This is a genomic window from Bradyrhizobium sp. BR 1433 (genome assembly GCF_051547665.1).
Taxonomy (GTDB): domain Bacteria; phylum Pseudomonadota; class Alphaproteobacteria; order Rhizobiales; family Xanthobacteraceae; genus Bradyrhizobium; species Bradyrhizobium australafricanum.
On sequence record NZ_JBPUGG010000001.1, the window covers coordinates 7,778,335 to 7,796,679 of the forward strand.

General features: G+C 65.0%; 19 protein-coding genes. 18 read left to right on the forward strand and 1 reads right to left on the reverse strand.

Annotated elements, in window-relative coordinates; genetic code table 11:
- Positions 1-172: 172 nt before the first annotated feature.
- Complete coding sequence (locus ACSKB9_RS37400) at positions 173-1,093, reverse strand: alpha/beta fold hydrolase (protein WP_438079440.1); 921 nt, start codon at positions 1,091-1,093, stop codon at positions 173-175.
- A 178-nt stretch (positions 1,094-1,271) separates the two neighbouring features.
- Between ACSKB9_RS37400 and ACSKB9_RS37405 the strand changes: the two genes are divergently transcribed.
- The 18 genes from ACSKB9_RS37405 to ACSKB9_RS37490 all read left to right on the forward strand — a co-directional run bounded on the left by ACSKB9_RS37405 (position 1,272) and on the right by ACSKB9_RS37490 (position 18,317).
- A complete protein-coding gene (locus tag ACSKB9_RS37405) occupies positions 1,272-1,655 on the forward strand; it encodes a hypothetical protein (RefSeq protein ID WP_057017659.1) in 384 nt (127 codons plus the stop codon).
- Positions 1,652-2,734, forward strand: a complete 1,083-nt coding sequence (locus tag ACSKB9_RS37410) for a PHA/PHB synthase family protein (RefSeq protein WP_438079441.1) — start codon at positions 1,652-1,654, stop codon at positions 2,732-2,734. Before ACSKB9_RS37405 ends, ACSKB9_RS37410 begins: the two co-directional genes overlap by 4 nt.
- 26 nt (positions 2,735-2,760) lie before the next feature.
- Entirely contained in the window at positions 2,761-3,357 is a 597-nt protein-coding gene (locus ACSKB9_RS37415; RefSeq protein WP_438079442.1) for an N-acetyltransferase family protein, read from the forward strand.
- Between the two features lie 181 nt (positions 3,358-3,538).
- Positions 3,539-4,015, forward strand: coding sequence for a phasin (locus ACSKB9_RS37420; RefSeq protein WP_438079443.1), 477 nt, complete (start codon positions 3,539-3,541; stop codon positions 4,013-4,015).
- A 215-nt stretch (positions 4,016-4,230) separates the two neighbouring features.
- Positions 4,231-5,514, forward strand: a complete 1,284-nt coding sequence (locus ACSKB9_RS37425; RefSeq protein ID WP_438079444.1) for a DUF445 domain-containing protein — start codon at positions 4,231-4,233, stop codon at positions 5,512-5,514.
- A 190-nt stretch (positions 5,515-5,704) separates the two neighbouring features.
- A complete protein-coding gene (locus ACSKB9_RS37430) occupies positions 5,705-6,475 on the forward strand; it encodes an esterase/lipase family protein (protein WP_438079445.1) in 771 nt (256 codons plus the stop codon).
- A gap of 212 nt (positions 6,476-6,687) precedes the next feature.
- Entirely contained in the window at positions 6,688-7,557 is an 870-nt protein-coding gene (gene paaX / locus ACSKB9_RS37435) for a phenylacetic acid degradation operon negative regulatory protein PaaX (RefSeq protein ID WP_438079446.1), read from the forward strand.
- A gap of 76 nt (positions 7,558-7,633) precedes the next feature.
- Positions 7,634-8,626 (forward strand): 1,2-phenylacetyl-CoA epoxidase subunit PaaA, encoded by a 993-nt coding sequence (gene paaA / locus ACSKB9_RS37440; RefSeq protein ID WP_438079447.1) that lies wholly within the window; start codon positions 7,634-7,636, stop codon positions 8,624-8,626.
- 12 nt (positions 8,627-8,638) lie between these two features.
- Entirely contained in the window at positions 8,639-8,926 is a 288-nt protein-coding gene (paaB, locus tag ACSKB9_RS37445; RefSeq protein WP_016842890.1) for a 1,2-phenylacetyl-CoA epoxidase subunit PaaB, read from the forward strand.
- 143 nt (positions 8,927-9,069) lie between these two features.
- On the forward strand, positions 9,070-9,846 hold the full coding sequence (gene paaC / locus ACSKB9_RS37450; protein WP_438079448.1) for a 1,2-phenylacetyl-CoA epoxidase subunit PaaC: 777 nt from the start codon (positions 9,070-9,072) through the stop codon (positions 9,844-9,846).
- On the forward strand, positions 9,840-10,343 hold the full coding sequence (paaD, locus tag ACSKB9_RS37455) for a 1,2-phenylacetyl-CoA epoxidase subunit PaaD (protein ID WP_438079449.1): 504 nt from the start codon (positions 9,840-9,842) through the stop codon (positions 10,341-10,343). Before paaC ends, paaD begins: the two co-directional genes overlap by 7 nt.
- Positions 10,344-10,345: 2 nt before the next feature.
- Positions 10,346-11,422 (forward strand): 1,2-phenylacetyl-CoA epoxidase subunit PaaE, encoded by a 1,077-nt coding sequence (paaE, locus tag ACSKB9_RS37460; RefSeq protein ID WP_057017627.1) that lies wholly within the window; start codon positions 10,346-10,348, stop codon positions 11,420-11,422.
- 173 nt (positions 11,423-11,595) lie between these two features.
- Complete coding sequence (gene paaI / locus ACSKB9_RS37465) at positions 11,596-12,066, forward strand: hydroxyphenylacetyl-CoA thioesterase PaaI (protein WP_438079450.1); 471 nt, start codon at positions 11,596-11,598, stop codon at positions 12,064-12,066.
- 20 nt (positions 12,067-12,086) lie between these two features.
- Positions 12,087-13,418: a phenylacetate--CoA ligase PaaK gene (gene paaK / locus ACSKB9_RS37470; RefSeq protein ID WP_438079451.1), complete on the forward strand. Its 1,332-nt coding sequence runs from the start codon at positions 12,087-12,089 to the stop codon at positions 13,416-13,418.
- A gap of 32 nt (positions 13,419-13,450) precedes the next feature.
- A complete protein-coding gene (gene iaaH, locus ACSKB9_RS37475) occupies positions 13,451-14,881 on the forward strand; it encodes an indoleacetamide hydrolase (RefSeq protein ID WP_438079452.1) in 1,431 nt (476 codons plus the stop codon).
- A gap of 103 nt (positions 14,882-14,984) precedes the next feature.
- The gene (locus ACSKB9_RS37480; RefSeq protein WP_438079453.1) at positions 14,985-16,019 is read left to right on the forward strand and encodes a quinone oxidoreductase family protein; all 1,035 of its coding nucleotides are present in this window, start codon (positions 14,985-14,987) and stop codon (positions 16,017-16,019) included.
- A gap of 109 nt (positions 16,020-16,128) precedes the next feature.
- Entirely contained in the window at positions 16,129-17,184 is a 1,056-nt protein-coding gene (locus ACSKB9_RS37485; protein WP_438079454.1) for a YeeE/YedE family protein, read from the forward strand.
- 152 nt (positions 17,185-17,336) lie between these two features.
- Positions 17,337-18,317, forward strand: coding sequence for a dienelactone hydrolase family protein (locus tag ACSKB9_RS37490; RefSeq protein WP_438079455.1), 981 nt, complete (start codon positions 17,337-17,339; stop codon positions 18,315-18,317).
- The last annotated feature ends 28 nt before the right edge of the window (positions 18,318-18,345 follow it).

Sequence of the window (18,345 nt, forward strand, 5' to 3'; positions counted from 1 at the left end):
CGCTCTCTACAGCGTCCATGCCGCGCCCGGAAGAACGCACTCCCGGCTCACATGGTTACCGGGAGATACCGGAGCCCCGTTCCGATTGAATCGGGACGGGACTCTCGATTCTGGCTTTGAGGCGTTTGCTTCACGCGAACCGGTATCCACTTCGCTCGAAAACGCTCCGGCCTCACGCCGCCTTCGCCGCCGCGCCATGCGCGTGCTTGTCGATGGCGTCGATGATCTGTGGCCACATCGGAATCGGCAGGGCGTGGCCCATGCCCTCGATCATCACCAGCTTCGCGCCCGGGATCGAGACCGCGGTGTCCTTGCCGCCTTCGGGATGCACCAGCGGATCGATGGTACCGTGGATCACCAGCGTCGGCGCCTTGACGCCGCGCAGGCGCTCCTTGCGGCTGCCGGAGGCGAGGATCGCGCGGAGCTGACGGCCGACGCCCTCCGGATTGAGGCCGCGCTCGAAGGTGCGCCGCGCGCGTTCGGGATCGAGCGCCTCATCTTCAGGGAACGAGCCGTTGCGCAGGACTTTCCAGGTCTGCCCGAAGCGGACGAAATACTCTTCCTTGCTCTTCGGTGGCGGCGCCATCAGCACTGCGGTCGCCTCGCGGGTCGGGCCCGGGATCTTTGGATTGCCCGTGGTCGACATGATCGAGGTCAGCGAGCGCACGCGCTCGGGGAAGGTGATGGCAACCTCCTGCGCGATCATGCCGCCCATCGATGCACCGACCAGATGCGCGGTGCGGATGCCGAGCGCATCCATCAGCCCGATCGTATCCCTCGCCATGTCGGCCAGCTTGTAGGGCGCTGCGACCGGGATCTTCAGGAAGCGGAGCTTGAGCAATTCGAGCGCGGTCAGCCGCTTGCCGCCGCTCAGGCGGGAGGATTTGCCGATATCCCTGTTGTCGAATCGGATGACGCGAAAACCGCGGGCGGCGAGCTGGCGGCAGAACTCGTCGTCCCAATGGATCATCTGGGCGCCGAGGCCCATGATCAGGAGCAGCGGCTCGGCATTCGCATCGCCAAAAATCTCGTAGCAGATGTCGATGCCATTGGCGCGGATGATCTGCGGCGGCTGATGGGCGAGCGTGGTCACGGGCGTCCCCTGCTGGTGTCGCGGTCAGGAACCTCTATGCCACGGATTGACGCAGCGCAGAAGAGCCTCGGCGTCGCCGGTCGCGCCGCGCAGTTGACCGATCAGCAGCAACAGTGTCGTATGGCAGAAACAAATCGAAGCGCGGCAAGCGCCCGAAATTGGTGTGGAGGAGCGCCGCATGGCCGACAAGGGCAACGACCCTGCCGTGATCTGGCAGACGATGATTGGCGAGATGGAGAAGGGGTTCAACTCCTTCGGCAACCAGCTCATGAGCTCGCCGGAATTTTCCAAGGCGATGAACCAGGCCGGCGGCGTCGCGGCCGGCGCGCAGAAGCAGCTCGGCGAGCTGATGGAGAAATATCTTCTCGCCATGAATCTGCCGAGCCGCGCCCAGCTCGTCGGCATGGCGGAGCGCCTGCAATCGATGGAGAACCAGCTCAACGAGATCAAGACGCTGCTGCAGCAGGTGCACCACAATTCGCTGGCGCCGGACGACGGCCATGGCGCAACGCCGCGGCCACCGCGCACCAAGCAGCCACCAGCGGAGGGAGGCAGCAAATGAATGCTCCCACCCCCTTTGATTTCGCCTCGATTTCCGAGCGGGTCCAGTCCGAGGTGCAGCGCGCGATCCAGCGCAGCATCAAGGGCGTCGAGTATTTCTCGAGCTCCGGCCCGTCGCTCGGCTCGACGCCGAAAGACGTGCTGTATTCGCGCGGCACCATGAACCTCTATCACTACCGGCCGCTGGCCAGCGAAGTCTATCGCGTGCCGGTGCTGATCGTGATGGCGACCACCAACCGCGGCTACATCCTCGACCTGGTGCCGGGGCAGAGCTTCATCGAATTTCTGCTCAGGCGCGGCTTCGACGTTTACATGCTGGACTGGAGTGCGCCGAAGCCGGAGGAAAAATCGCTGCGCATGGAGGATTACGTCCTCGACTTCATTCCGGAATTGGTCCGCCGCGTGCAGCAGGATTCCGGCGAAAAGGACGTCTCGGTGATCGGCTATTGCTCCGGCGGCGTGCTGTCGCTGCTGTACGGCTCGATCTTCAACGACGGGCCGATGAAGAACCTGATCTGCTTCACCACGCCGATCGATTTCCGCGAGATGAAGCTGTTCTCGAATTTCGCCGACCGCCGCTATTTCGACGTCGACCGCCTGATCGACAGCACCGGCAACATGCCGCCCGAACTGATCCTGCAATCGTTCGACATGTTGCGGCCGGCCGCGCGTGTCGTCGGCCAGATCCAGCTCTGGGACAACATCTGGAACGACGAGTTCGTCAAGTCGTACCGGATGTTCGATCGCTGGGCGACCGACACGCTGCCGCTCGCGGGCGAATATTTCCGCTCCATCACCAAGGACCTGATGTGGGACAACAAGCTCTACAACGACACCATGACGGTCGGCGGCCGCGCGGCCAAGCTTGCCGACATCAAGGTGCCGATCCTGCACGCGGTCGCCGAGCACGACCACATCGTGCCGTATGATGCGGCAAAACATCTGATCACCAAGATCGGCTCCGAGGACAAGGAGGAGGTGATGCTGAAAGGCGGTCACGTCTCGCTGGTCGCCGGCGCCAACGCAATCAAGCGGCTGTGGCCGAAACTGGACTCCTGGCTGGGCAAGAGATCGACCTAAGAAGGGTCGACTTGAGAGAGATCGACATGACCGAACAACGTTCCTATCCGCGCCGCGTCAAGACCGAGGCGGGCGACATCGAGTTTCGCCTGATGATTCGGGACCACGAGGCCGCGGTGCTTGCCTTCGCGCAAAAGCTGCCGACGCATGATCTCTTGTTCCTGCCGCGCAACATCAGCCAGCCGAAGGTGCTGTCGGCCTGGATCAACGAGATCGAGCGCGGCGACATCACGAGCCTGCTCGCGATCAAGGACGGCAAGGTGGTCGGCTGCGGCACCCTGGTGCGCGATCCGCATTCCTGGTCGCCGCATGTCGGCGAGATCCGGATGGTGGTGTCGCTCGACGTGCGCGGGCAGGGCGTTGGCCGGGCGCTGTCGCAGGAGACCTTCGCCATCGCGCTCGGTGCCGGGCTGGAGAAGTTCTCGGTGCAGATGACCGTCGACCAGCAGGCGGCGATCGCGCTGTTCGAAAGCCTCGGCTTCAAGGCGGAGGCTCTGCTGCGCGACCATGTTCGCGACGTCGAGGGCAAGACCCACGACATTGTCGTGCTCGGGCACAACGTGGCGCAGGTCCAGGCACAGATGGAGGCGTACGGGGTGTCCGACGCGGTCAATGGTAATTAGAAACCGTTTCCTGCTGGTTCTCTAGGCAATCTGCCGGATCTTCGTACTGTTCACAGGTTCGTGATATCGCGCCGCAACATAGATGTTGCGGCGCACCATGAGGCGTGTCATAACACCGTTGCCCCGGGCCAAACCGGACGGGGTGAGCCCATAGCTCAAACCTGAGGATGGAGAGACCCCAATGACCACCGAAACCAATTCCGTGCTGAACAGCGTCAAGGAAGCCTTCGCGCCCGTCACCGAGGCGTTCACCAAGCTTCAGAACCTGGAAGTTCCGGAAGCCGCCCGTGAGTTCGTGAAGAAGCAGGCCGAGGCGGCCAAGACCCGCGCTGCCGATGCCTATGCCGGCTCGGAGAAGGTGACCAACGTGATCGAGTTCGCTGTTGCCGGTTCGGTGACCGAAGCCGCCAAGATCAGCCGCAACATCCAGCAGGCGATCTACCAGGACGCCGAGGCGTTCTTCGCCGGCATCGACAAGCTCGCGTCGGCCAAGTCGCTGAGCGAAGCCGCCCAGATCCAGTCGGAGCTGGCCCGTGCGCGTGGCGAACTGTTCGTCTCGCGGGCGAAGGCCACCACCGAGTATCTCGGCAAGCTCGTCACCGATGGTGCGAAGACCGCGCAGGACAACTTCGCCAAGGTCTACGGCAAGACCGCCTGATCGCGGCCGCGCTGACCAACTGCCCTTTTCGAAGGCCCGCCATTTTGCGGGCCTTCTTTTTTGGCGGTGTCCTTCATAGCTCATGTGTCCACCGTCATTCCGGACGACGCGAAGCGGCGATCCGGAATCTCGAGATTCCGGGTTCGTGCTTCGCACGCCCCGGAATGACGGCGGTGAGCCATGCTATGCTTCGTTCGTCACCCCCGCGAAACCCCATGACCCTTCCCGCCGCCCTCATCGCAACGCCAGTCGACGTCGAACGCGCGGCCGAGCTGCGGCGCGTCAAGTGGCTGGCGACCGGCGTGCTGGCGGCAACCTTCATCATCTTCATCGCAGCGAAAGCACTGCTGCCGGTGCATCCGGTGTTCGGTTTCATCGCCGCGTTTGCCGAGGCCGCAACCATCGGCGGCCTCGCCGACTGGTATGCCGTCGTCGCCTTGTTCAAGCGGCCGCTCAGCCTGCCGATCCCGCATACCGCGATCATCCAGAGCAATCAGGCGCGCATCGCCGAGAAGCTCGGCGAATTCATCGAGAACAATTTCCTGGAATCCGGGCCGGTCGAGGCCAAGCTGCGCGAGATCGATTTCGGTTCGTTCATCGCCGACTGGCTGCGCGACCGCAAACGTTCGGAGGATCTCGCCCGCTTCGTGCTGCGGATGCTGCCCGAGGCATTCGCGGCGACCGAGAGCTCGGGGTTGATGCAGTTCATCAGCCGCCGCGTCACGACGCAGGTGCTCTCGATCGACCTCGCGCCGCTCGCGGCCGGCGCGCTGCGCGGCTTCGTGCAGGAGGGCAAGCATGGCGGCCTGCTCGACGACATCCTGCGCGTGCTGCACCAGACGCTGACGCAGCAGGAGACCATGGCGGTGATCCGCGACAAGGTCCGCGCCGAGATGCCGACGCTGCTCAGGCTCTATCGTGCCGACAAGTTCGTGGTGAACCGGATCATCGCGTCCGCCACGAAATTCTTCGAGGAAGTGCGCAACGACCCGCAGCATCCGTTCCGCGGCGAGTTCGACCGCATGCTGCTGTCCTTTGTCGACCGGCTCGGCAGCGACAAGGCATTCGCCGACCGCATCGATGGTCTCAAGCGCGATTTGATGGCGCGGCCGGAGCTTGCCAATCTCGGGCGCACCATCTGGGCCAACGTCAAGGACTTCATCGAACGCAGCGCCTCGGGCGAGTCGCAGGTGCTGCAGCATCAGCTGGCGCGAATGTTGGTCGAGGCCGGCGACGCGCTCGACGGCGACACCGACCTGCGCGGCGAGATCAATCAGGGCCTGGTGGCGATCCTGCGCACCGTCGTCGCCGAGCAGAAGAGCGGCGTCTCGGGCTTCATCGCCGACCAGATGAAGAGCTGGGACATGGAGCAGCTGATCTCCCTGATCGAGGTCAATGTCGGCAAGGATCTGCAATACATCCGCTTCAACGGCGCGCTGATCGGCGGGCTTGCCGGCCTTGCGCTTTACACCCTGGAATACACGCTGCGGCTGCTGTGACCGATTGGGCACGAACGTCACTTTAGTTGTGGCAAGTGTGACCCGGACCGCTTGCACGAAAGTGTCCGGTTCCCTAGCTTTTCAGGACAGATTGTTGCGTTGCGGAACGATTCCGCCGGGTTTGAGTCAATCCCGTTGACCCATTCTCGTTGGTCCCATCGCCGGCGGTCCTGCCGGAAGAGGAGCTGAAATGTCCGTTGCTGCGCAGACGCTACGCCCGCCGTCCAGGACGCTGATGTTTCTGGAAGGCCGCGCCATTCATGAGCTCGGCGCCTTCCTCGGTGCATTGCCGTTGCTCAGCCTCGCGCCGCGCGGCGATGGGCATCCGGTGCTGGTGCTGCCGGGGCTGATTGCTTCCGACATGTCGACCCGGCCGCTGCGCGACTTTCTCAGGAGCAAGGGCTACGCCGTCAGCGGCTGGCGCCAGGGCCGCAATCTCGGGCTTCGCGCCGGCGTGCAGGACGGGATGGTCGAGCTGCTGCAGGAGATGAATGAGACGACCGGCTGCAAGGTCTCGGTCGTGGGCTGGAGCCTCGGCGGCCTCTATGCGCGCCAGCTCGCCAAGATGATGCCGGAGCGCGTGCGCCAGGTGATCACGCTCGGCAGCCCGTTTGCCGCCGGCCCGAAGTCGACCAACGCCTGGCGCGTCTATGAGATGGCCAGCGGCCGCCGCGCCGACGAGGAGGATTCCCGTTTCGGCGGCTCGCTCGCCAGCGCGCCGCCGGTGCCGACCACCGCGATCTTCAGCCGCACCGACGGCGTCTGTGCCTGGCAGGGCTGCCGCGAGCAGGCCTCGTCGATGACCGACAGCATCGAGGTCGAGAGCAGCCATTGCGGCATGGGTCATCACCCGGCCGTGGTCTACGCGGTTGCCGATCGCCTCGCGCAGAAGGAAGGCGAGTGGGCGCCGTTCGATCGCAGCGGCTGGCGCAGCATCGTCTATCCGGATCCCAATCGCTGACATGTCTCTTCCTTGCCTCGCCCCGCTTGCGGGGAGAGGCCGGATCGCATGAAGCGCAGCGCAATGCGATCCGGGTGAGGGGAAGTCTCCACGAGCGCAACTCGCACCGTGATTGCGGAGAGCCCCCTCATCCCGACCTTCTCCCCGCACGCGGGGAGAAGGAGAAGAACCCGCATTGTCGTGAATCGACAAAACGCGCTATGCGTTGAGGCATGCCACAGCCGCTTGCCCGCATCGTCGATCAGCTGAAGCGCGAGCCGTCACGCACCGGCTCGATCATCATTACCGTGTTCGGAGATTCCATCGTGCCGCGCGGCGGTTCGGTGTGGCTCGGCACGCTGCTCGAATTCTTCAAGTCGCTCGACATCGACGGCAATGTGGTGCGCACCGCGATGTCGCGGCTCGCCGCCGACGGCTGGCTCGAGCGCAACAAGGTCGGCCGCAACAGTTTTTATCGGCTGAACGCCAAGGGCCGGCAGACTTTCGACACTGCGACGCGGCACATCTACGATCCGCCGCCGTCGGACTGGACCGGCCGCTTCGAGCTGTTGTTGATCGGCAATGCCGAGGACCGCGACGCCGCGCGCGAGGCGTTGAAGAATGCCGGCTTCGGCAGCCCGCTGCCCGGCGTGTGGGTCGCGCCGTCGGGCGTACCGATCCCCGATGAAGCGTCGCGTGCGATCCGGCTCGAAGTCTCCGCGGAAGATGACAGCGGACGCCGGTTGCTCAGCGAAAGCTGGCCGCTCGACCGCACCGCGGACGCCTATCTGAAGTTCATGAAGACGTTCGAGCCGCTGCACGGCTCCATCATCCGCGGCGAGACGCTGAGCGACGCCGACGCCTTCACCGCGCGCATTCTCTTGATCCACCATTACCGCCGCGTCGTGCTGCGCGATCCGCTGCTGCCGTATCCGCTGCTGCCGAAGGATTGGCCGGGCAGGGCGGCGCGGAAACTCTGCGGCGAGATCTATCGCGGGCTGCTTTCGCCGTCGGAACAATGGCTTGACGACCACGCGACCAACCAGGACGGGCCGCTGCCGAAGCCAAACGGGGCGGTGGCGCGCCGTTTCGAGGGTGTCTGAACATATTACAAAAACTTCTTGCATTCGAAAATTTGTGTTATATATTCCTGCCTAACAACACATTGGGAGGTCGGCCATGTACACGCAGGCGCTCAACTCATCCGACGGCGACGATCGCGGCGTCGAGGATGCCGCCCGTGCCAGTCAGTTCCAGGCCCGCATCGATGCCGACGAACGCATCGAGCCGAACGACTGGATGCCCGCCGCCTACCGCAAGACGCTGACGCGGCAGATTTCCCAGCACGCCCATTCCGAAATCGTCGGCATGCTCCCCGAGGGCAACTGGATCACCCGCGCGCCGTCGCTGCGCCGCAAGGCTGCGCTGCTCGCCAAGGTGCAGGACGAATGCGGCCACGGCCTCTATCTCTACGCCGCCGCCGAGACGCTCGGCACCTCGCGCGAGGAGCTGGTCGATGCGATGCTATCGGGCAAGGCGAAATATTCCTCGATCTTCAATTATCCGACGCTGACCTGGGCCGACATCGGCACCATCGGCTGGCTGGTCGACGGCGCGGCGATCATGAACCAGATCCCGCTGTGCCGCTGCTCCTACGGCCCCTATGCGCGGGCGATGATCCGCGTCTGCAAGGAAGAGTCGTTCCACCAGCGCCAGGGCTTTGAGATCATGGTGACGCTGTGCCGCGGCACCGCGGAGCAGAAGGCGATGGCGCAGAACGCGCTCGATCGCTGGTGGTGGCCGGTGCTGATGATGTTCGGTCCGCCGGACCAGGTCAGCCAGCACAGCGACACCTCGACCAAATGGAAGATCAAGCGCTTCTCCAACGACGAGCTGCGCCAGAAATTCATCGACGCCACCGTCCCGCAGGCCGAATTCCTGGGCCTGACGATCCCCGATCCCGGCATGAAGCAGAACGCAAACGGCAATTGGGAACACAGCCCGATCGACTGGGACGAGTTCAAGCAGGTGCTGGCAGGCAACGGCCCCTGCAACCGCGATCGTCTCGCCGCGCGCCGCAAGGCGCATGAGGAGGGTGCCTGGGTGCGCGAGGCCGCGATGGCCTATGCCGAGAAGCGCAAGCGCCGCCAGCTCGCGCAAGCCGCAGAATAAGGGAGCGCCGAGATGGCCACGCCGAACGTTCCGCTCTGGGAGGTCTTCATCCGCAGCCGCAATGGCCTCGCGCACAAGCATGTCGGCTCGCTGCACGCGGCCGATGCGACGCTGGCGCTGCAGGCAGCGCGCGACATCTACACCCGCCGCGGCGAGGGGTTGTCGATCTGGGTGGTGCCCTCGAACGCGATCACCGCGTCCGATCCGTCCGAGAAGGGCATGATGTTCGAGCCGGCGGAATCCAAGATCTACCGCCATCCGACCTTCTACGACGTCCCCGACGAAGTCGGGCATATGTGAATTTCACCCGTCATGGTGAGGAGGCGCGCAGCGCCGTCTCGAACCATGACGCCCGATCGTAACCGCGGCCATCCTTCGGGACGCCTGCTGCGCAGGCTCCTCAGGATGACGTCGAGCAAGTGGATGCAGGTGGAATAGAGAACATGGCGACCGCCAACATCGAAGTCTCCGAAACGCCGCTGGTGCTCTACGCGCTGCGCCGCGCCGACGATGCGCTGATCCTCGGCCATCGGCTGTCCGAATGGTGCGGCCACGCGCCCGCCATGGAAGAGGACATGGCGCTCGCCAATATGGGGCTCGACCTGCTCGGTCAGGCCCGTGAGCTCTACAGCTACGCGGCCAAGGTCGAGGGCCGAGGCAACGACGAAGACAAGTTCGCCTATCTGCGCGACGTCAGGCAGTATCGCAATCTGCTGCTGGTCGAGCAGCCGAACGGCGACTTTGCCCGCACCATGGTGCGGCAGTTCTTCTATGCGGCATTCGCCGATCTGTACTGGCGCGCGATGATGGCCTCGTCCGATCCGACGCTCGCCGCGATCGCGGCGAAGTCGGAGAAGGAGAGTGCCTATCATGTCAGGCATTCGTCGGAATGGATCGTCCGGCTCGGCGACGGCACCGAGGAGAGCCACCGCCGCGCGCAGGATGCGATCGACGACCTCTGGGCCTATACCGGTGAGATGTTCGCGGTCGACGACGGCGAGCGCGGCCTGATCGCCGCCGGCATTGCGATTGATCCTTCCACTTTGCAGCCGCGCTGGCTGAAGACCGTCACCGGCATCGTCAACGAGGCGACGCTGGCGTTGCCGAAGAGCGATTGGATGCAGCAGGGCGGCCGCAGCGGCCGGCACAGCGAGCATCTCGGCCATCTCCTCAGCGAGCTGCAATCGATGCAGCGGACCTTTCCGGGGGCAACATGGTGACCGTCGCGCTCAGCGATGCCGATCTGCGCCGGCGCGCCTGGAGCGCGGCCGCGCAGGTGGTCGATCCCGAAATCCCGGTGCTGACCATCGCCGATCTCGGCGTGCTGCGCGATGTCGCGGTCCGCGACGGTCACGTCGTGGTCGCGATCACGCCGACCTATTCCGGCTGTCCCGCGATGAACATGATCGCGCTGGAGATCGAGCTCGCGCTGGAGCGCGAAGGCATTCATGGGCCGAAGGTCCGCACCGTGCTGTCGCCGGCCTGGACCACCGACTGGATGAGCGAGGACGGCCGCCGCAAGCTGAAGGAGTACGGCATCGCGCCGCCGCTGCCGGGCTCCTCGCGCCGCGCGCTGTTCGGCGAACAGCAGGTCGCGTGCCCGCAATGCAGCTCCGTTGATACCGAGCTGCTCTCCGAATTCGGCTCGACCTCCTGCAAGGCGCTGTGGCGTTGCAAGAGCTGCCGTGAACCCTTCGATTACTTCAAGTGTCATTGACCATGTCGACACCACGATTCCACCGCCTGTCCGTCAGCGATCTGCGCCGCGAGGCGTCGGACGCAATCTCGATGACTTTTGCGATCCCCGACGATCTGCAGGGCGACTACCGTTTTACGCCGGGCCAGTATCTGACGCTGCGCACCACGATGGACGGCGAGGAGGTTCGCCGTTCCTATTCGATCTGTTCCGGCCCCGACGATGGCGAGCTGCGCATCGCGGTGAAGAAGGTCGACGGCGGCGCGTTCTCGAACTGGGCGGCGGAGGAATTGAAGACCGGCGACGAGCTCGACGTGATGACGCCGACCGGGCGTTTCGGCGTCGCCCACGCGCCGGGCGAGGCGCGGACCTATGTCGGCTTCGCCGCCGGCAGCGGCATCACGCCGATCCTCTCGATCATCAAGGGCGTGCTGGCGCGCGAGCCGGACAGCCGCTTCTTCCTGTTCTACGGCAACCGTTCGACCGAAGGCGTCATGTTCCGCGAGGCGCTGGAGGAGCTGAAGGACCGCTTCATGCAGCGGCTCTCGGTATTCCACGTCATCTCGGGCGAGGAGCAGGACATTCCGATCCTGCACGGCCGGCTCGACGGCGAGAAGGTGCGGGTGCTGCTGCGCTCGCTGGTGCCGGCCGAGACCGTCGATCACGTCTTCGTCTGCGGTCCGGCCGCGATGAGCGAGACCATCGAGGCCACCTGCCGCGAGATCGGCATCGCCGACGAGCGTATCCATGTCGAACGCTTCGTGTCGGAATTCGGCGGCAAGCCGCGGGCGAAGGTCGTCGTTCCGGCCGGCGCGCCGCCGAAGGCGATTGCCGGGCTGATCATCGACGGCAAGCGCCGCGAGGTCCCGGTGGCCGACGGCGAGTCGATCCTCGACGCCGCGCTGCGCGCCGGCATGGACCTGCCGTTCGCCTGCAAGGGCGGCATGTGCTCGACCTGCCGCGCCAAGCTGGTCGAAGGCGAGGCGCCGATGGACCTGAATTATTCGCTGGAGCCGTGGGAGCTGAAGGCGGGGTTCATCCTCACCTGTCAGGCCAAGCCGTGCTCTGAGAAGGTCGTGGTCGACTACGACCACGTCTGAGATTGTCGTCATTCCGGGTCGCGAAGCGAACCCGGAATCTCGAGATTCCGGGTTCGCTGCTGCGCATCGCCCCGGAATGACGGAAGTAGCGTTGACGCCTCGTGCGTCGCGCTTGAAATTGAAGTTCGGCACAAGAGGCCCTCCGCAACGGGCCCGCGCACAGGGAGTTCGATGTGAACGTGAAGGCCACGCTATCGCCCGAGGACTTGACGCCGGAAGATCTGGCCCGCGCCTGCGCCGACGCGATGTGGAAGGAGGACGACGCCAGCAAGGGCCTCGGCATGGAGCTCGTCGAGATCAGGCCGGGGCAGGCGGTGATGGCGATGACGGTGCAACCGCACATGGTCAACGGCCAGCGCATCTGCCATGGCGGCTACATCTTCACGCTGGCCGATTCAGCCTTCGCCTTTGCCTGCAACAGCCATAACGATCGCGCGGTGGCGGCGCAGGGCAACGTCACTTTCATCCGGCCGGGTAAGCTCGGCGACCGCCTGGTGGCAACCGCGCGCGAGGTCTCGCGCAGCGGCCGTTCGGGAATCTACGACGTGCGCGTCACCGCCGGCGACAGCGTGATCGCCGAATTCCGCGGGCATTCGCGGGTGATATCGGGCAGCTGGCTGCCCGACACGGACATCAAGGCATAAAGGCTTCAGGGGAAACGTCGATGGCAACGGCAAAGCTCAAGGTTAGGGATAGCGGTTATCACGCCGAGCTCGATGCGGCCGAACGCGCCTCGCGCGACGAGATCATGGCGTTGCAGACCAGGCGGCTGGCCTGGTCGCTCGAGCATGCCTACGACAACGTCGCGCACTACAGGAAGGCGTTCGATGCCGCCGGCGTGCAGCCGTCCGACTTCAGGCAGCTTCCCGATCTCGCCAAATTTCCGTTCACGGTGAAGACGGATCTGCGCGACAATTATCCCTTCAACATGTTCGCGGTGCCGCGCGAACAATTGGTACGGGTCCATGCGTCCTCCGGCACGACCGGCAAGCCGATCGTGGTCGGCTATACCAAAGCCGATATCGACACCTGGGCGGACGTGATGGCGCGCTCGATCCGCGCCGCCGGCGGCCGCACCGGCATGCTGATGCACAATGCCTATGGCTATGGCCTGTTCACCGGCGGCCTCGGCGCGCATTACGGCGCCGAGCGGCTCGGCTGCACGGTGATCCCGATCTCCGGTGGCATGACCGAGCGGCAGGTGCAGCTCATCAACGACTTCCGGCCCGACATCATCACGGTGACGCCGAGCTACATGCTGGCGATCCTCGACGAGTTCAAGCGGCAGGGCCTCGATCCGCGCAAATCGTCGCTGAAGTTCGGGATCTTCGGCGCCGAACCCTGGACCAACGCGATGCGCGTCGAGATCGAGCAGGCGTTCGACATGGACGCCACCGACATCTATGGCTTGTCGGAGGTGATCGGTCCCGGCGTCGCGCAGGAATGCGTGGAGACCAAGGACGGCCTGCACATCTGGGAGGACCACTTCTATCCGGAGGTGATCGATCCCCTGACCGGCAAGGTGCTGCCCGACGGTGAGAAAGGCGAGCTGGTGTTCACCTCGCTGACCAAGGAAGGCTTCCCGATCATCCGCTACCGCACCCGCGACCTGACGCGGCTGTTGCCCGGCACGGCGCGGCCCGGCATGCGGCGAATGGAGAAGGTGACCGGCCGTTCCGACGACATGATCATCCTGCGCGGCGTCAACGTGTTCCCGACCCAGATCGAGGAAGCGCTGCTGGCGACCGACTGGTGCGGCGGTCACTTTGTCATCGAGCTGACCCGCGAGGGCCGCATGGACGAGATGACGGTGCTCGCCGAGGCACGGCCCGAGAGCTGGGACGGCGAGGGGCTGACTGCACACGCCGAGAAGGTCTCTGCCTTCATCAAGAACACGATCGGCATCTCCACCCGCGTCCGCGTCGTTGCGCCCGAGACGCTGGAGCGTTCGCTCGGCAAGGCGAAACGTGTTTACGACAAGCGGCCGAAAGAATAGCCTAATCCCTGCAATTCAACAGGGCGCAGGGTATGGCCGATACCAATGAAACGACCGCTGCGGAGATCCTGGCCGATATCCGCGCCGGCAAGGTAACGGCGGTCAGTGTCGTCGAGGCCGCGCTCGATCGTGCGGAGCGGCTCAAGCACCTCAACGCCTTCATCGTGCTGAACCGCGACGGTGCGCTGGCCGCGGCGCGCGAGGTCGATGCCGGCACGCGGACCGGCGTGCTGGCCGGTCTTCCCATCGTCGTGAAGGACAACATCAACACATCAGATCTGCCGACATCGGGCGGCACGCCGGCGCTGCAACACGCGCGGCCTGCGCGCAACGCGCCGTCGCTACAAAAGCTGCTCGATGCGGGCGCTGTCGTCATCGGCAAGACCAATTTGCACGAGCTCGCTTTCGGTATCACCAGCACCAATCTCGCGCCGTTCGCAGGACCGGTGCGGAATCCGTACGACACCAGCCGGATCCCGGGCGGGTCGTCCGGCGGAACGTCGGCGGCGATCGCCGCGCGCATCGCCACCTGCGGCCTCGGATCGGACACCGGCGGCTCGACCCGCGTGCCCGCGGCGTTGACCGGGACCGTGGGCCTTCGGCCTTCAGTCGGCGATGGCGGCGCCGAGCGGCGTTATCACGATGACAACCAGGTGGTTCCGATCAGCCATACCCGCGACACCGTCGGCCCGATGGGACGCACAGTTGCCGATGTCGTGCTGCTCGATGCCGTGATATCAGGCACGCCGCTGGCGTCAACCGTTCCGCTACGCGGCGTGCGTCTCGGCATTCCCGCCTGTTTCTGGAGCGGCCTCGATCGCGATGTCGAAGCCGTCGCCCGCGCAGCCTGTGCCCGGCTCTCGGCGGCCGGCGCGGTGTTGGTCGATGTCGATATGCCCGATCTGTTTGAGCAGAACGGCAAGGTGTCCTTCGTGGTCGCGCTGCACGAACCGATCGCCGATATCCCGGCCTGGCTTGCCGCTTCAGGGATCGAGGGGATCACGCTGTCCGACATCGCGGCCGGCGTCGCCAGTCCTGATGTCGTCGGCGCATTCGGTGCCATCACTACGGACGCGTTCGGCGCCGCCTATGATGATGCAATCAACGTGCAGCGGCCGGCGCTGCAGGCGATCTATGCCACCTACATCAGGAACAACAGGCTGGACGCCATCCTGTTTCCGACCACGGTCGCGCCCGCGCCGCTGATCGACGAAAAGACCGGGTCCGGCGAGATGTCGGTCAATGGCGGCGCGCAGGTGCCGACCTTCGGCACCTTGATCCGCAACACCGATCCCGGCAGCAATGCCGGCCTTCCCGGGCTGTCGCTCTATGCCGGCATGACGTCCGATGGCCTGCCGGTTGGGCTCGAGCTCGACGGTCCGGTCGGCAGCGACGCCAGGCTGCTTGGGCTCGGCCTGTCGATCGAGGCGATCCTGGGCACGGCCCCGCCGCCGAAGCTCTGAACTCGGCCTGTCGCAACAAGCCCCTTGAATTGATCGGTCAGTCGATTAGTCATGGCCCGAGGCCATCCGGCCGCCACCATCCGCGTGCCTTGCGGCGCGCTCCATGACCGAGACTGGAACGCTGATGCCGCCGGCCCCGCAAGCAAATCGTCATCCTGTCGACGCGCGCTGCGTCCGCCTGCTGACGAAGGCGGAGAACGCGGCGGCGGTGGCGCCAGCGGTCGAGACCCTTGCGTTGTCGCGCGGGGCGGACGATCTGCTCATCGAGGTGAAGGCGGCGGCGGTCAATCCGTCCGACGTCAAGGCCGCGACCGGGCTGATGCCCTATGCCATATTCCCGCGTACCTCGGGCCGCGACTACGCCGGTGTCGTAATCGATGGTCCCGCTGAATTCATCGGGCGTGAGGTGTTCGGCTCGTCCGGCGACCTCGGCATCCGCCGCGACGGCACCCATGCCACGCATCTGGTGGTCGAGCGCGATGCCGTGGTGGAAAAACCCGCCGGCATTTCCTGGGACGAAGCCGCCGGGATCGGCGTGCCCTTCGTCACCGCGATGGAGGGTCTGCGCCGCGCCGGCCTGCCGAAGGCGGGCGAGACCGTGCTCGTGATGGGCGTCAACGGCAAGGTCGGGCAGGCCGCGGTGCAGATCGCGAGCTGGCACGGCGCGCGCGTGATCGGCGTGGTGCGCAAGAGCGAGCCCTATGAAGGCCACAGCAATTCGCCGGTCGAGGTGATCGACGCCTCGACCACCGACGTCGCCGCTCGCGTGCGCGAGCTGACCGGCGGCAAGGGCGCCAACATCGTCTACAACACGGTCGGCGATCCCTACTTCCAGGCCGCGCACAAGTCGCTGGCGCTGCGCGGCCGCCAGATCCTGATCGCGGCGGTCGACCGCATCGTGCAGTTCAACATCCTCGAATTCTACCGCGGCCAGCACACCTATGTCGGCATCGATACGCTTGCGCTGTCGTCGGTTGCGACCGGCGAGGTGTTGCGCGAGCTCGCGCCGGGCTTTGCCGGCGGACATCTGAAGCCATTCCCGATCAAGCCGAGCGCGATCTACCCGCTGGAACAGGCCAAGGCGGCGTTTGTTGCCGTGGCAGGCTCGTCGCGCGACCGCGTGATTTTGCGACCCTAGTTCACCGTCATTGCGAGGAGCGAAGCGACGAAGCGATCCATTCTCTCCAGCGTGATAGTATGGATTGCTTCGTGTCGCTCGCAATGACGAACGTAATTGAAGGACTATTATGGACCCCGCCACGATCGTCATCATTGCCGCCCTGACCATCGGCCTCATCTATGGCTCGGTCGGGCTGCTCAGCGGCTTCTGCATGATGAGCGGCCTGCGCGGCTGGTGGGCGGAGGGCGACGGCCGCCTGGCGCGCACCTATGCGCTGGCGATGGGCGTCGCGATCGCGGCCTCGCAGCTGTTGGCGGCGGCAGGCCTCGTCGATCTCGGCAAGTCGATCTATCTGCAACCGTCCTTCTCGGCGCCGGTGATGTTCCTCGGCGGGCTCCTGTTCGGCTACGGCATGGTGCTGTCTAATGGCTGCGGCTCGCGGGCGCTGGTGCTGCTCGGGCGCGGCAATCTGCGCTCCTTCGTGGTCGTGATCGTGCTCGGCATTTTCGCCGAGATGACGCTGAAGGGCCTGATCGCCCCGGCGCGAATCGCGATGGTGCAGGCGTCACAGGCCACAGTGTCAGCCAATTCGGTGCCGGCGCTATTGGCGGACATCGGGCTCGGCGCGGTGCCGGCGCGGATGGTGGCGGCCTCGGTTCTCGCAGCCGTCTTGATTATTTTCGCCTTTGCCCATGCGCCATTCCGCAAGTCGCCGGGCCAGATCGCGGCCGGCCTGATCGTCGGCCTGCTGGTGGCGGGGGGCTGGTACGCGACCGGCTATCTCGGCGCCGATGATTTCAATCCGGTGCCGGTGACGTCGCTGACCTTCATCGCGCCGATCGCCAACGCCCTGCAATACGTCATGCTGTCGACCGGCTCGACGCTCAATTTCGGCATCGTCACCGTGTTCGGCGTGTTCGCCGGCAGCCTGATCACGGCCATCGCCACCGGGCGCTTCCAGCTCGAAGGCTACCGGTCGCCGCAGCATATGCTGCGCTCGGCGAGCGGCGCCGCGTTGATGGGCGCGGGCGGCGTGATGGCGTTCGGTTGCTCGGTCGGGCAGGGGCTGACTGGGCTGTCGACGCTCTCGCTGTCGTCCCTCATCGCGATCGCCGGCATCATGCTCGGCACCGGCGCCGGCCTGCGCGGGAGCTTGCGGGTCAGGCCGCTTGCGACGGCCTAGGCGTGTACTCATAACCGTCGGCTTCCCGTCATAAAGCGGAAGTTGCCCGGTTCGGTAGTTATCGGCGGCTTATGACCCAGCTCGGACATTCGGCAAACGTCGAGCCATTTTTCTGCTACATGTGGTATCGGATTTCCCGGGCGGGGGGCGTCATGAGCGACGAGCGCGTGGAGCGGAGACAAGCAGCCGTGCCGTCGGCAGACGAGGCGAATATCGAGCCCATCTTGCCGGATATGGCTGCACGCACCGAACTGCATTCGATTGACACCTTGACGCTATCGGATACGCAATTTTTGCGCGGTGAGGCCGTCGGGAAGGCAACGACGACTTCTGGACAGCTCCGGCTCGCGACGAACTCTGGTCAGTTGCCGGTCGTGGTCCTGCAGCATGGTTCCGCCGGTATGGCGCCTAACGTCGAGATGTGGGTCAGGGAGCTCAACAAGATCGGCGTTTCGACATTTGCGCTCGACGGCTTCACTGGACGTGGGCTCATCGAGGTAAACACCAATCAAGCCCTGCTCGGCCGCCTCAATTTCATACTCGACATCTATCGTGCCCTCGAGGTGCTGGCGAAACATCCGAAAGTCGATCCGGCACGCATCGCGCTGATGGGCTTTTCGCGTGGGGGCCAGGCCAGCCTCTATGCGAGCCTCAAGCGCTTTCATCGGCTGTGGAATAGGTCAGGCGTAGAGCTTGCGGCCTACGTTTCGTTCTACCCGGATTGCGCGACGAAATTCCTGTCCGATACCGATGTCGTCGGTCGACCCATCCGCATCTTCGGCGGTACGCCGGATAACTACAACCCGATTGCCGCTTGTAAGGCGTACGTCGAGCGGCTGCGAGCCGCTGGCGCAGATGTCCAACTGACCGAGTATCCAAACGCCTCGCACGCATTCGACAACCCGCGCGGTGCGCAGCCTGCAGCGATGCTGCCTGGATACCAGAGTGTGCGCAATTGCTTGATCGAAGAGGATGCCGATGGGCTGCTCATTAACACCGACACCAAGCGGCCATTCGCCTATACGGACACGTGCGTCGTGCACGGCGTGCACATCGGCCACGATCCGGTCGCTACCCGTGAAGCCAAGCAAGCCGTCAAGGCAATCTTCAAAAAGGCGTTCCAACTCCCATGATCGGGCGACGACCGGATGTCTCCTTTTG

Bases quoted from the DNA above. Each gene is read 5' to 3' on its own strand.
- ACSKB9_RS37405 (WP_057017659.1), top strand. From the start codon at position 1,272: ATGGCCGACAAGGGCAACGACCCTGCCGTGATCTGGCAGACGATGATT.
- ACSKB9_RS37410 (WP_438079441.1), top strand. From the start codon at position 1,652: ATGAATGCTCCCACCCCCTTTGATTTCGCCTCGATTTCCGAGCGGGTC.
- ACSKB9_RS37415 (WP_438079442.1), top strand. From the start codon at position 2,761: ATGACCGAACAACGTTCCTATCCGCGCCGCGTCAAGACCGAGGCGGGC.
- ACSKB9_RS37420 (WP_438079443.1), top strand. From the start codon at position 3,539: ATGACCACCGAAACCAATTCCGTGCTGAACAGCGTCAAGGAAGCCTTC.
- ACSKB9_RS37425 (WP_438079444.1), top strand. From the start codon at position 4,231: ATGACCCTTCCCGCCGCCCTCATCGCAACGCCAGTCGACGTCGAACGC.
- ACSKB9_RS37430 (WP_438079445.1), top strand. From the start codon at position 5,705: ATGTCCGTTGCTGCGCAGACGCTACGCCCGCCGTCCAGGACGCTGATG.
- paaX (WP_438079446.1), top strand. From the start codon at position 6,688: ATGCCACAGCCGCTTGCCCGCATCGTCGATCAGCTGAAGCGCGAGCCG.
- paaA (WP_438079447.1), top strand. From the start codon at position 7,634: ATGTACACGCAGGCGCTCAACTCATCCGACGGCGACGATCGCGGCGTC.
- paaB (WP_016842890.1), top strand. From the start codon at position 8,639: ATGGCCACGCCGAACGTTCCGCTCTGGGAGGTCTTCATCCGCAGCCGC.
- paaC (WP_438079448.1), top strand. From the start codon at position 9,070: ATGGCGACCGCCAACATCGAAGTCTCCGAAACGCCGCTGGTGCTCTAC.
- paaD (WP_438079449.1), top strand. From the start codon at position 9,840: ATGGTGACCGTCGCGCTCAGCGATGCCGATCTGCGCCGGCGCGCCTGG.
- paaE (WP_057017627.1), top strand. From the start codon at position 10,346: ATGTCGACACCACGATTCCACCGCCTGTCCGTCAGCGATCTGCGCCGC.
- paaK (WP_438079451.1), top strand. From the start codon at position 12,087: ATGGCAACGGCAAAGCTCAAGGTTAGGGATAGCGGTTATCACGCCGAG.
- iaaH (WP_438079452.1), top strand. From the start codon at position 13,451: ATGGCCGATACCAATGAAACGACCGCTGCGGAGATCCTGGCCGATATC.
- ACSKB9_RS37480 (WP_438079453.1), top strand. From the start codon at position 14,985: ATGACCGAGACTGGAACGCTGATGCCGCCGGCCCCGCAAGCAAATCGT.
- ACSKB9_RS37485 (WP_438079454.1), top strand. From the start codon at position 16,129: ATGGACCCCGCCACGATCGTCATCATTGCCGCCCTGACCATCGGCCTC.
- ACSKB9_RS37490 (WP_438079455.1), top strand. From the start codon at position 17,337: ATGAGCGACGAGCGCGTGGAGCGGAGACAAGCAGCCGTGCCGTCGGCA.